The organism is Pseudoalteromonas arabiensis (assembly GCF_001550155.1).
GTDB lineage: Bacteria > Pseudomonadota > Gammaproteobacteria > Enterobacterales > Alteromonadaceae > Pseudoalteromonas > Pseudoalteromonas arabiensis.
Genome location: NZ_LRUF01000010.1, coordinates 1 through 11925 on the forward strand (window position 1 = coordinate 1; position 11925 = coordinate 11925).

The following is an 11925-nucleotide window of genomic DNA, read 5'->3' on the forward strand; positions in this document are numbered from 1 at the left end:
AAAAACACGCTTTCGCGTGCCTAATGTTACGTATTAATTTCAGTTGGTTGCGGGAGCCGGATTTGAACCGACGACCTTCGGGTTATGAGCCCGACGAGCTACCAGGCTGCTCCATCCCGCGCCTGAAATTATTAAGTTTATTTTACTTCTCACTTAATTTAAGAAGTCAGCCAATTCAAAGAATTGGTTGCGGGAGCCGGATTTGAACCGACGACCTTCGGGTTATGAGCCCGACGAGCTACCAGGCTGCTCCATCCCGCGCCTGAATATTAAGTTTATTTTACTTCTCACTTAATTTAAGAAGTCAGCCAATTCAAAGAATTGGTTGCGGGAGCCGGATTTGAACCGACGACCTTCGGGTTATGAGCCCGACGAGCTACCAGGCTGCTCCATCCCGCGCCTGTATGTTTAGAGTCCCAGAAGCCGGATTTGAACCGACGACCTTCGACTTCAGGTATTTGCGAGTCCGACGAATGATTTATCATTCTGCTCTATCCCGCACCTGTAATCTCTAAGTAACAACAGCATGTTATTGATGCCTTGTTTCGAAGAGAGCGCTATCATATAGCAATAAGATTAGAAATCAAGAGTTATAGTAATAAAACACCACCAAACGAACAAAAAGCACACAAAGTGCCGTTAAAAAGCTCGTTGGTGAGGACTTATCATTTTTTGCCACTCCCAATCAGGGTGGCCCATAACGATAAAATCTGGGTTTTCTGTGCTTTCTCGTTGATTGTAAGTTAAAGGATTAAATTCAGCATCTGTAATGCAGCCACCCGCTTCTTCAACAATCACTTGAGATGCGCCTGTATCCCACTCTCCTGTTGGCCCTATGCGTAAAAAACAATCCGCTTTACCTTCTGCAATAATACAGGCTTTTAATGAGCATGAGCCTAATGCGACCGTTGCAAACTGGGTATTTAAATACTGACTTACCGCTTCAATTTTTTGTCGACGACTTACAGCTAAAGTTAAATTATCAGGTGTTGCAACCGAAATTTTCTGATCTTGGCCATTTTCACGCTTAAACGCGCCTTGCTGATAAGTTGCAAAATAAGTAACGTGCCTCGCTGGCCAATGGATAACACCTAATACTGGACGATTATTTTCAATCAGTGCGATATTAACTGCAAAATCACCACTTTCTAAAATAAACTCCCCAGTCCCATCCATGGGATCTAGCAACCAGTATTGCTGCCAATGCTTTCTGTCAGCAAGTGCAGGGATTGGCGTTTCCTCTGACATAATAGGAATATCTGGTGCCAACGCTTTTAATCCTGCCATCAATACTTCATTTGACGCTAAATCAGCTTTAGTTACGGGCGTATGATCGGACTTTTGCTCGGCACCAATATCATCTTGCTGATAAATAGCCATAATGGCATCACCTGCTTGTTCAGCTAGACGAATGCAAGGCTCTAAAAAATCACTCATTGGTAGCTCCCGACTCTAAGTACTTTGTTAATAATAGCAAAGCTGCAACACTTCGTGCTTCTGTAAAGTCCTCTTGTTGTAATAAAGACGGCCAATCATTCATCGGCCACTTCACAACAACAAGTGGCTCTGGTTCATCCCCTGATAAGGTTTCAGAGTAGAGATCTTCGGCATACAAAATATGCATAGTGGCATTAAAGTAACTAGGTGCCATGCTGACTTTTTTAAGGGCGGCAAAATGGTTAGCACCAAAGCCGACTTCTTCTTTAAGCTCACGATTTGCAGCTTGTTCAGGAGTTTCACCCGGATCAATTAAGCCTTTAGGAAAGCCCAGTTGATAATCATTAGTGCCGGCACAATATTCTCGCACCAATAACAGCTCATTATCAGCCGTTACAGGCACAATCATGACGGCACCTCTTCCGCCACCACGAATTCGTTCGTATTGCCTTTGCTCGTCATTTGAGAACTTCAATTCGAGAGATTCAACAGTAAACAGTCGACTTTTAGCGACAACTTCATTAGACAAAATTTGCGGTGGTGTAGGATGCTTTTTCTGTGTCATTGGCATTAATTTGCTATCATGGCAGTTATGCTCATCATAAATCTTTTAAAGTGAATTGCCTATGTTAAATTGGTCAAAAATCGATACTGTGTTGTTAGATATGGATGGCACCCTACTCGATTTGCATTTTGATAATTATTTCTGGCTTACTGTTATTCCCGAGCAATATGCGCGTAAGCATAAAATGAGTTTAGACGAAGCAAAAGCAGACATTCTGCACCGCTATCAACAAGTGCATGGGCAAATTAATTGGTATTGTTTAGATTATTGGCAACAGCAACTTGATTTACCCATCATGGCGCTTAAACGCGACATTCAACATTTAATAAAAGTGCGTGATGACGTACCGCCGTTTCTAACGGAGCTTAGAAAAGCAGGCAAGCAATTGATCATGCTTACTAACGCGCACCCAGATTGTGCCATGTTAAAGTTTGAACACACTGCTATTGATAATTACTTAGATGGGGTAATTTCAACTCACCAATATGGCGTGAGTAAAGAGCATCAACCATTATGGCAACAAGTGCACCAAGAATGGCAATTTGATAAGAAACGGACTTTATTTGTCGATGACAGCCCTGCCGTGCTCGATGCAGCAAAAGAGTTTGGTATTGGCCATATTCTTGCGGTTGCCAACCCAGATAGTCAACAACCGCACAAGCAGTTCGATGACTTTTTATCGACCATCGATTTTCGCGAGTTTATGCCCGTTATAAAATGAGCATAAACACGTTTATTTAGGGTAACGCTGCTCTAAGCCTTGATAAACAAGCTTTGCAAAATCTGCATGCTCTGTATCTAGGCTTTTAACAACTTCCACTAAGTGTTCATTGTCTTCTTGGCCGTTCCATACTTTGATATAGCTACCATCTTTGTAGCCATGATCTTGGCGGAAGAAGTTTAAGGTGTTTTTACCAACGTAGCCGCGGTATAAATCATCGATATCCATACCGATTTGCGCCATACAACCTGCAAATGCAGCTGCATTAAAGCGCTTTTCAGCGACTGCTGACGCAGCTAATTGCTCTAGTGTTTGTTTAAAGTCATCCGCTTGCACTGGCGCACTTAATTCCGCTTCAAGTTGCGCGGCTAATTGCTCATAGCTGGTTTCACCATCAATGCGCAAAGATAAACCAAAATGGAAAATATCAACTAACTCTAAAATAACTTGTTCAGTATCTGGAGTTTGTTTTTTCCACCACTTCCAACCATAATGATCAAGCATTTCAGCACACTCAACCCAAATTGCACGATACCACTCAAAACCTTGGCTAAACCATTGCTCATGAACTTTGGTATTCATCGCATTTTGCATTTCGAGCATAACAACGAGTTTTTGTAAATTAGCAGACATTCTTTATCCCAACTTGCATTTTTTATTTGCCTATATACTACAGTTAAATTTGGCATTGATGAAATAAAAACACCTATAAACTGGTCGTTTGTAAAATCGAGAAAGAATCATTAAGGAACCTAATGTTTAGATCACTACTTATTACTGCATTGCTTGCACTATCTAGCCAAGCAATTGCAGCTACCGCAACGAATATTGCAAACTCAGCTGAACAAGTTAGTCCATTACTGCCAGGCTTGACTATACAAAATGTTGACTTAAAAGATCAGTTTGGAAAAAGCGTTTCTTTAGGTGAACGTTTTAAAGAAAAAACCACGGTATTGATTGTCTATCGGGGCGGTTGGTGCCCATATTGTTCAAGACAATTAGCCAGTGTGCAAAAAATTGAAAAGCAGTTAGCAGACCTCAATGCACAAATTATCGCGATATCGCCAGATAGCCCAGAGAAGCTAGCTGAAAGCAAAATATCCTCTCCAAATTATCAACTTTTATCTGATGATAGCTTGGCATTGAGCCAGCAATTAGGCTTGGCATTTTATCTAGACGCTAAAACCGCTAAAATCTATCGCAATAAGCTTGGCGTTAACTTTGTGTCGCTAGATGGCGAAGCAAAGGTGGCTTTACCTGTACCGGCTGTTTTTGTGGTTGACACAAAAGGATTAATTCACTTTCAGTATGCTAATCCAAATTATAAAGTACGTTTAACTGAAGACTTATTGCTTGCGGCTGTTAAATCAGTCAATGAATAATAAACTAGCCACAGATAAGCAGAATCTGTTTCTGCTTATCGCCCTTGGGTAAACTCTTGCCAAGACTGAATTAAATCAACAAAGTCTTCAAAACCACAGCCACTGCATAAGCCCTCTTCTTCGAGCATTAAATCATCATCTTGATAGGCGACTAAGTCTTCGTTGTCTTGATGTAGTGCATGGGCTTCAAATAACGCTTCATCTTTACTTAAAATCAAATCAATTTCTTGGCCTTGTAAGGTTAAAGGCTCATGGCTACACTTAACTGCAGCAATTAAAGCTTGCACCATTGCGACTTTTTCTTTTCCGATTTCTTCATTCAGCCAACGACCAATAACGCCGTGTTCAGAAGAGATTTTAATGCGTAAACCGCTAATTGGGTCACGGATAAATTGATATTCCATGAAGGGGACTCGTAATACGTTAATACGCTGATTATACCGTTTGCAGCTATACGTGGCGAGTTTTGCAGCCCTAAAAACAACACGAGCGCCAATGTGGCGCCCGTATTTAAGCTATTCAAACAGCTAGAGTCGTGATCTAAAGCGTGCGGCATCAATGATTGCCCATAAATAAACAATCGGCAGTAACACAAAGCCGATCGCGACATAAATTAGCGCGCCACTGATAACCCAAGCTAAAAAGAATGCAATCGCCGCCATTAAACGACCTTGTACCAACTGCCCTAAGCCAGGGAAAAAGATATTACAAATTGCTGCGATTACATTACCACCAGAACCTTGCTCTGCCATACTAACCTCTGTAGTTTTTAATGATTATACTTTAAATAAACACACTTTATGCCAACTTATTATAGCTTACAAATCAAAGTGTTAAAAAATAGCGTTATTTTGGTTTTAGTTCTTTTTGCTAAAAATAAGTCAAATTCACAATTTTTATACTCCAATTTTAATGACTTGCCAAAATAGCTGTTTATAAAAACAGTATTTTATTTAGCCTTGCATAAACACCTGTTATACTCCCTTCATTATAGATTGAAAAGGCGTAACGATGGACGTTTCTGAATTACTCGATGGCTTAAATGATAAACAACGGGATGCAGTCGCAGCCCCATTGCAAAACATGCTAGTGCTTGCAGGCGCAGGTTCTGGCAAAACTCGAGTACTCGTTCATCGCATCGCATGGCTCATGCAAGTTGAACAAGCTTCTGCATACAGCATTTTTGCGGTCACGTTCACCAACAAAGCCGCCAAAGAAATGCGTACCCGTGTAGAAGAAACGCTTAAAGCACCAGTTGGTGGTATGTGGATTGGTACTTTCCATGGTTTATCTCACCGTATTTTGCGCGCCCATCACCGTGAAGCGAACTTACCAGAAAGCTTTCAAATCTTAGATTCTGACGATCAACAACGTATGATCAAACGCTTACTTAAAGCGATGAACATCGATGACAAAAAGTGGCCTGCAAAACAGTTTGGTTGGTATATCAGCGCGAAAAAAGACGAAGGCCTACGCCCGAAAGACATTCAAGCTTACGATATCAATGAGCAGATGATGCTAAAAGTCTATGCTGCATATCAAGAAGCGTGCGATCGTGCTGGTTTAATCGACTTTGCTGAAATACTACTGCGCTGCTACGAAGTGCTTAAAAATCACCCGACACTTTTACGTCATTATCAGCAACGCTTTGCTCACATGTTGGTAGACGAGTTCCAAGATACTAATACAATCCAGTACGCTTGGTTAAAGTTACTCGCAGGTAATACGAATAGTATTATGATCGTAGGTGATGATGACCAAAGTATCTATGGCTGGCGTGGCGCAAAAATTGAGAATATCAAACGCTTTTTAACTGACTTCGAAGCCGAAACGATTCGCCTTGAACAAAATTACCGCTCAACAGCAACCATCTTGAAAGCATCAAATGCACTGATCAAAAATAATGCTGAACGCATGGGTAAAAGCCTTTGGACAGACGGCAATGACGGTGAGCCTATTTCTGTTTACGCTGCTTTTAATGAATTAGACGAAGCCCGCTTTGTTAGCAGCAAACTACGTAGCTGGCTCAATGCGGGTAATGCATTACAAGATGCCGCCATTTTATACCGTAATAACGCGCAATCTCGTGTACTTGAGGAAGCGATGCTGCAAGAAGGTTTAAAATACCGTATTTATGGCGGTATGCGCTTCTTCGAACGCCAAGAGATCAAAGATGCTCTTTCGTACTTACGTTTGGTGGGGAATCGCCAAGATGATGCCGCTTTCGAGCGCGTTATTAATACCCCTGCCCGTGGTATTGGTGATAAAACACTAAGCCATATCCGTGATTGTGCACGGAATGAGTCTCTGCCACTTTGGTATGCTGCAAAAGCAATTATCGAGCAACAACACTTATCTGGCCGTGCAGCAAGTGCAGTGACTAAATTCTTAGAGCTTGTTGAACATATCGAAGATAAGATCAGCGACCTCACCTTAGAGGAGCAAGCTAAATACGCCATTCAAACCTCGGGGTTAATGGCTATGTATCAAGCTGAAAAAGGCGAAAAAGGCCGTGCTCGCGTAGAAAACTTAGAAGAGCTTATTAGTGCATGTGGTCAATATGAGCTCCCTGAAGATGAAGAGTTCAGCTCACCACTACAGGGATTTTTGGCCTATACCTCACTAGAGTCTGGTGAAGGTCAAGCCGATGAGCACGAAGATGCTGTGCAAATGATGACACTACACTCAGCAAAAGGCCTAGAATTCCCACTGGTATTTATGGTTGGTGTTGAAGAGGGCATGTTCCCATCACAGCAAAGTAACGAAGAGTCTGGCCGTTTAGAAGAAGAGCGTCGTTTATGCTATGTTGGCATGACCCGTGCGATGGAGAAATTATACATTAGTCACGCAGAAAGCCGTCGTTTATATGGGCAAGAAAAATACCACAGCCCATCACGCTTTTTACGCGAAATGCCTGAAGATTGCATCGAAGAAATTCGTATTAAAACACAGGTTTCTAGACCACCTGCCGCAGGTCGCTTTAGCCCATCAGTAACCCATGCGGCATTTGAAGACAGCGGCTTTAACTTAGGTCAACGCGTATTACACGCCAAATTTGGCGCAGGTACCGTACTCAATTACGAAGGTAGTGGCGCACAATCACGTATTCAAGTGAACTTTGATGACCTAGGCAGCAAATGGCTTGTAACACAGTATGCAAGACTTCAAGCCTTATAATGAATACATAGCAGCACTGTGTAACGAGCTGACGCTTGCAAAGCATCGCCAGCTCGTTATCGTGCAAGGCAGCGAAACTTGGTGCTACCAGTTCGCAAGCCAACTAGCGCTTAACAATACCTATGTTTTAAGCGCTAGCTCACAATTAGCAAATAGTGAGTTTCCAAAACATGCTCACCAAATTCTTGGCCAAGAGTTTCAACACGCAATTTTCGATGGTTTTAGCGGCTTATATGTGGATAAACTGGCCGCGCTTGTAGGTACCGTAAAAGCAGGTGGTGTACTGATCTTATTGCTACCAGAGGACAATCATTGGCAAGACCCTGCACTCACAAGTATTACCTCTTATGGCGAAGAAATTACGCATAGCTTTTTTAATCAACGCTTTTTTACAAAGTTGAAGCTACAGCGACATTATTTTACTGAGCACTCAGTCCCCGTCTACCAATCAGTATCGCCAGCAACCGCTGAGATAAATTATCAGCAACAACAGGCGTGTGTTGAGCAAATAATTAAAACTGCGACAGGACGCGCTAATAGGCCCTTAGTTATCAGTGCAGATCGGGGCCGTGGTAAGTCAGCCGCTTTAGGACTTGCAGCTGCTAATCTGCAAGATAAAAAAATCCTGATTTGTACAACGCAAGCCAAAGCTGTGCAAACTAGCTTTAAACATTTAGCATCTGAGCTTGGTATAACTAAAGAGCAAAACTGTAAGCAACTGGCTAACCTTAGCTATATTGCGCCAGATTCACTGTTAGATGAAAAGCCTGACTGCGATCTGTTATTTGTCGACGAAGCTGCGGCTATCCCGGTTTCTATACTACTGCAAATTCTGAAAAGTTATCCGCGAATTGTGTTTGCTAGCACTATGGTTGGTTATGAGGGAAATGGGCGAGGTTATACGCTACGCTTTTTACATTACTTACGTAGCCAATTTAAATCGCTAAAAACAATTACGCTTGAGGAACCAATTCGTTTTGCAAAGCGCGATCCGCTAGAAAATAGTATACGCGAACTATTATTACTCGATGCAAAGTACCTAGACACGCATAGTAGTAAGCAGTACCAATTTGAAAACATCAGCAAAGAGCAACTTGTTGATGATGAGCAGCTACTTAGCCAAATAATGGCACTACTCGCGCTGGCTCATTACCAAACCACAGTGAATGATTTGCGTCAACTGCTTGATGCACCCGAGTTACAGCTCTCTATCTGTAAGCAAGAAAATACATTAAAAGCAGTGTGTTTGGTGGCTGTTGAGGGAGGGTTAACGACTGAAATCGCAGAGCAAGTAAAAACAGGTAAGCGCAGACCACATGGCCATTTAATGGCACAAACCATTACTCAACTGAGCCAGAATACAGAAGATTTATGTAAACGCTCTGCAAGAGTTGTGCGAATCGCTGTCGCACCAGAGTGCCATCAGCAAGGTGTAGGTTCAAGCCTCTTAAATTACTGCGAAAAACAGCTAGATAATTGCGACTATTTCGGTGCGAGCTTTGGCGCAAATGCATCTCTGGTTAAGTTTTGGCAAAGTAATGGTTTTAAGGTCATTAAGTTGGGGTTTAGCCACGATAAAGCAACTGCGGAACATTCGGCTTTAGTAATAAAGCCACTTACCCGCCAAGCTAGGCACTCAGTAACTCAACTCAATAATGAGTTTAAACACGACTTTTCTTTACAGCTTTTAGGCCACTTTAGCCACTTACCGTGGCAGCTGATTGCTGAGTTACTACCTCATTTTTCACAAAGTGAATGCCCGGCTGCATTACTAACTAGAGCTGAGCGCCTTTTAAACACTGAATTCACGTTATTTTCTGCTCAACCGCTACTGTGGCAACTGTTCTGGCATACACCAATTAGTCTACACTTGCTTAATAAAGATACAAAACGCATACTTATTCGGCTAATATTACAGCAAACTGGTATCGAACACTTCATTAATGAAGCGAGTTTGTCAGGAAAAAAAGCATTAAACACACAATTCAAAACCGCAGTGCAAGGTTGGTATGCTCACTTTAAATTACTCCATAATATCGACAATTAAGAGCATATTGTTTTCTCTTTCACTTTTATCTACTTTGGGTCATGCCGAAGACACTCTTCCCCCTATTAAATTAGGTATGTCTACAGCACTATCAGGGCCTGCAAAAGAAATTGGCGAGCAATTAGCTTTCGGCAGTAATATTTATTTCGATAAGATAAATGCTGATAGCGGTATTGATGGTCAAAATATCCACCTCATCATTGCTGACGACGGGTACGAGCCCAAAAATACGGTTGTAAACACACGGCAATTTTTATTTAGTGATAACATCCACGCTATTTTTGGTTCGATGGGAACACCGACTGCACATGCAATTAAACCTTTACTCGACAGGCATCGCGTCCCCTTTTTGATGCCTTTCACGGGTGCTGACTTTCTTCATAATAATTCAATGCCAAATGTATTTAACTTACGTGCCAGCTATCAAGATGAAGCGTCTGAACAAATCGACTACTTGGTAAAAGAACGCCAACATGAAAAAATTGCATTAATGATTCAAGCTGATGAATTTGGTTATGTTGTTGAAAGTAATTTAATTTTAGCTTTAGAAAAATATGGAATAAAACCTATTGAAGTTGCCCGCTTTAAACGCAATAGCGAAGATGTTGCAAAGGCACTTACGCAACTTAAACAAAGTAAAGCGACTGCAATCTGTATGGTAGGCACATACAAACCGTTAGCTGAGTTTATCAATACAGGCTACCAGCAAGGCTTCACACCCGACTACACCGCCGTTTCGTTTGCATCAAGCCATGAACTATACAAGCGAATTAACCATCCAAGCAATATTATGGTCACGGAAGTCGTCCCCGATCCTAATCTGTGCGATAACGCTTGGTGCGTGCAATTTAATGAAGATATTAAACCCTACCAAAGAAAGCCAAATCGCATAATTTTTGAAGGTTACTTGAATGCTGTGGCACTGGTTAGTGCTGCCCAAAAGTGCTCTCCCCCTTTAAATAACCAATGCTTACTTTCCAAGTTAAATGCACTATTTGATGAAGATACTGACTTTGCAAGGTTATTCAGTGAACAGACTGGCAATAGTGATAAAAAAATTTATCGCTCATATTTTAAAAGTAATCAAGATTAACTACTGCTAAATCAGAATAATGTTCTATGCTTTAAAGACTTAATAAGGCTTTGAGGGAAATATGGATCTGATTAATTTTCGTGTTGGCCATAAGACCATTTCACTTAAAATACTCGATATTCTTCTAACAGAACGTTATGAAGATAACCTAACGTCTCTACCCAATGAAAATAAAAGCTTTATTGGTGTTAAAGACTACATGGATACACCCACTCCTATATTTGACTTAGGCATTGTACTTAACAACCAATCGACCCATAAAACAAATGCTGCGTTAACAGATTTATTAGCTGAGAAAGAAAAAGAGCACCAACTCTGGTTAAACGCCCTAGAAGAAAGCTTACTAACTGGTGTTGCTTTTACACAATCAACTGATCCAGAAAAATGTGCTTTTGGCCGTTGGTATAGTAGCTTCAAAACAGACAATGAAGATTTGCAAAACATTCTTAACAAATTTGATACGCCTCACAGAGCACTACATGCCATGGCTGGAGAGTTACTCGAACTACAAAAAACTCTATCTAAGGATAAGTTAATCCATATATTTGAAGAGAAAAAGAGACATATTTTTAACCAACTAATACGTTTATTTGAGTCTGCTAGAGAGCAAATAATCCTCGACTACAAACCTATTATTATCTTCACCACTAAAGATGGCATCACACCACACATAGGATTACTGGTTGATAAAGTAGAAGACAACATCAACGTTAAAAAAGAAGATATTAAACCCTTAGATAAGTTAACCTCCGTCGGCTTTGATGTAGACCCACAAACAAAAAATATGATGCGCGGCTTAATCAAAATGAAAAATAAGCATACGTTACTGATTGATCCAAGCGCTATATTCCGCCCAGAACATCTTGCAAACCAAGAAGAGGAAGAAACCGAGGCCTACGGGTTGTTTTAGTGACCATAATGGCATAGGTGTACATGCCGTTTCACTATCAAAATACTAGCGCGTAGCAGCAGGTTCATCCCGCGTCATGGAGTGTCTATTCGTAGATAGCGCGCGATGTAAAATCGCCACCACATACGAAAAAACCCGTTGCATTGCTGCAACGGGTTTCTCTAATTAGGATCCTGGCGATGTCCTACTTTCACATGGCAAATGCCACACTATCATCGGCGCTGTTTCGTTTCACTACTGAGTTCGGCATGGGGTCAGGTGGGTCCAAAACGCTATTGTCACCAAGAAAATTCTGTTTAATTTTCTTATTATTTTTAATTTAAAGTCTTGCGACTGAATTAGGAGCCTGGCGATGTCCTACTTTCACATGGCAAATGCCACACTATCATCGGCGCTGTTTCGTTTCACTACTGAGTTCGGCATGGGGTCAGGTGGGTCCAAAACGCTATTGTCACCAAGCATATTCTTTTTGTTAATCGCCTTAGCAATTAACTAAAATTCGGAAATCTGATAATCGTAAATCTACTTTAGTATACTAACTTCTGCTTTGCGTTGTTACGCTGCCACAAAAATCTGTCTGGAACAGATTTTAA

At 41.3% G+C, this 11925-nt stretch carries 11 protein-coding genes, 3 tRNA genes and 2 rRNA genes; 6 read left to right on the forward strand and 10 right to left on the reverse strand.

Going from position 1 to position 11925, the window contains the following annotated elements; all coding sequences use genetic code 11:
- Positions 1 to 44: 44 nt before the first annotated feature.
- The 5 genes from PAARA_RS06470 to nudE all read right to left on the reverse strand — a co-directional run bounded on the left by PAARA_RS06470 (position 45) and on the right by nudE (position 2002).
- Positions 45 to 121 (reverse strand) — tRNA-Met (locus PAARA_RS06470).
- Between the two features lie 63 nt (positions 122 to 184).
- A tRNA-Met gene (locus tag PAARA_RS06475) sits at positions 185 to 261 on the reverse strand.
- A gap of 61 nt (positions 262 to 322) precedes the next feature.
- Positions 323 to 399: transfer RNA gene (locus tag PAARA_RS06480), tRNA-Met, on the reverse strand.
- 240 nt (positions 400 to 639) lie between these two features.
- On the reverse strand, positions 640 to 1437 hold the full coding sequence (gene cysQ, locus PAARA_RS06485; RefSeq protein WP_062568266.1) for a 3'(2'),5'-bisphosphate nucleotidase CysQ: 798 nt from the start codon (positions 1435 to 1437) through the stop codon (positions 640 to 642).
- The gene (nudE, locus tag PAARA_RS06490; protein ID WP_209438173.1) at positions 1430 to 2002 is read right to left on the reverse strand and encodes an ADP compounds hydrolase NudE; all 573 of its coding nucleotides are present in this window, start codon (positions 2000 to 2002) and stop codon (positions 1430 to 1432) included. The genes cysQ and nudE overlap by 8 nt, the downstream gene beginning before the upstream one ends.
- A 61-nt stretch (positions 2003 to 2063) precedes the next feature.
- Here nudE and yrfG point away from each other — a divergent pair, with 61 nt between their 5' ends.
- Positions 2064 to 2723, forward strand: coding sequence for a GMP/IMP nucleotidase (yrfG, locus tag PAARA_RS06495; RefSeq protein ID WP_062568268.1), 660 nt, complete (start codon positions 2064 to 2066; stop codon positions 2721 to 2723).
- Positions 2724 to 2735: 12 nt separating this feature from the next.
- On the opposite strand, the gene PAARA_RS06500 is transcribed toward yrfG, so the two are convergent.
- A complete protein-coding gene (locus PAARA_RS06500; RefSeq protein ID WP_062568269.1) occupies positions 2736 to 3356 on the reverse strand; it encodes a dUTP diphosphatase in 621 nt (206 codons plus the stop codon).
- A 122-nt stretch (positions 3357 to 3478) separates the two neighbouring features.
- On the opposite strand from PAARA_RS06500, the gene PAARA_RS06505 reads away from it, so the two are divergent.
- On the forward strand, positions 3479 to 4105 hold the full coding sequence (locus PAARA_RS06505) for a peroxiredoxin-like family protein (protein WP_062568270.1): 627 nt from the start codon (positions 3479 to 3481) through the stop codon (positions 4103 to 4105).
- Between the two features lie 35 nt (positions 4106 to 4140).
- Here PAARA_RS06505 and PAARA_RS06510 read toward each other — a convergent pair whose 3' ends face one another.
- Complete coding sequence (locus PAARA_RS06510; RefSeq protein WP_062568271.1) at positions 4141 to 4509, reverse strand: YacL family protein; 369 nt, start codon at positions 4507 to 4509, stop codon at positions 4141 to 4143.
- Between the two features lie 123 nt (positions 4510 to 4632).
- Complete coding sequence (locus PAARA_RS06515; RefSeq protein ID WP_062568272.1) at positions 4633 to 4857, reverse strand: hypothetical protein; 225 nt, start codon at positions 4855 to 4857, stop codon at positions 4633 to 4635.
- 259 nt (positions 4858 to 5116) lie between these two features.
- On the opposite strand from PAARA_RS06515, the gene uvrD reads away from it, so the two are divergent.
- The 4 genes from uvrD (at position 5117) to PAARA_RS06535 (ending at position 11332) form a co-directional block, all read left to right on the forward strand.
- A complete protein-coding gene (gene uvrD / locus PAARA_RS06520; protein WP_062568273.1) occupies positions 5117 to 7282 on the forward strand; it encodes a DNA helicase II in 2166 nt (721 codons plus the stop codon).
- Positions 7260 to 9329: a GNAT family N-acetyltransferase gene (locus PAARA_RS06525; RefSeq protein ID WP_062568274.1), complete on the forward strand. Its 2070-nt coding sequence runs from the start codon at positions 7260 to 7262 to the stop codon at positions 9327 to 9329. Before uvrD ends, PAARA_RS06525 begins: the two co-directional genes overlap by 23 nt.
- 7 nt (positions 9330 to 9336) lie before the next feature.
- Complete coding sequence (locus PAARA_RS06530; protein ID WP_237114686.1) at positions 9337 to 10422, forward strand: ABC transporter substrate-binding protein; 1086 nt, start codon at positions 9337 to 9339, stop codon at positions 10420 to 10422.
- A 61-nt stretch (positions 10423 to 10483) separates the two neighbouring features.
- The gene (locus PAARA_RS06535; protein WP_062568276.1) at positions 10484 to 11332 is read left to right on the forward strand and encodes a CZB domain-containing protein; all 849 of its coding nucleotides are present in this window, start codon (positions 10484 to 10486) and stop codon (positions 11330 to 11332) included.
- A 171-nt stretch (positions 11333 to 11503) separates the two neighbouring features.
- Here PAARA_RS06535 and rrf (PAARA_RS06540) read toward each other — a convergent pair.
- Positions 11504 to 11618: ribosomal RNA gene (gene rrf, locus PAARA_RS06540) — 5S ribosomal RNA — on the reverse strand.
- A 58-nt stretch (positions 11619 to 11676) separates the two neighbouring features.
- Positions 11677 to 11791 (reverse strand): 5S ribosomal RNA (gene rrf / locus PAARA_RS06545).
- Positions 11792 to 11925: the final 134 nt, after the last annotated feature.

Coding starts and splice junctions, on each gene's coding strand:
- yrfG (WP_062568268.1), top strand. CDS start 2,064: ATGTTAAATTGGTCAAAAATCGATACTGTGTTGTTAGATATGGATGGC.
- PAARA_RS06535 (WP_062568276.1), top strand. CDS start 10,484: ATGGATCTGATTAATTTTCGTGTTGGCCATAAGACCATTTCACTTAAA.
- PAARA_RS06525 (WP_062568274.1), top strand. CDS start 7,260: ATGCAAGACTTCAAGCCTTATAATGAATACATAGCAGCACTGTGTAAC.
- PAARA_RS06500 (WP_062568269.1), bottom strand. CDS start 3,356: ATGTCTGCTAATTTACAAAAACTCGTTGTTATGCTCGAAATGCAAAAT.
- nudE (WP_209438173.1), bottom strand. CDS start 2,002: ATGACACAGAAAAAGCATCCTACACCACCGCAAATTTTGTCTAATGAA.
- PAARA_RS06505 (WP_062568270.1), top strand. CDS start 3,479: ATGTTTAGATCACTACTTATTACTGCATTGCTTGCACTATCTAGCCAA.
- PAARA_RS06515 (WP_062568272.1), bottom strand. CDS start 4,857: ATGGCAGAGCAAGGTTCTGGTGGTAATGTAATCGCAGCAATTTGTAAT.
- PAARA_RS06510 (WP_062568271.1), bottom strand. CDS start 4,509: ATGGAATATCAATTTATCCGTGACCCAATTAGCGGTTTACGCATTAAA.
- cysQ (WP_062568266.1), bottom strand. CDS start 1,437: ATGAGTGATTTTTTAGAGCCTTGCATTCGTCTAGCTGAACAAGCAGGT.
- uvrD (WP_062568273.1), top strand. CDS start 5,117: ATGGACGTTTCTGAATTACTCGATGGCTTAAATGATAAACAACGGGAT.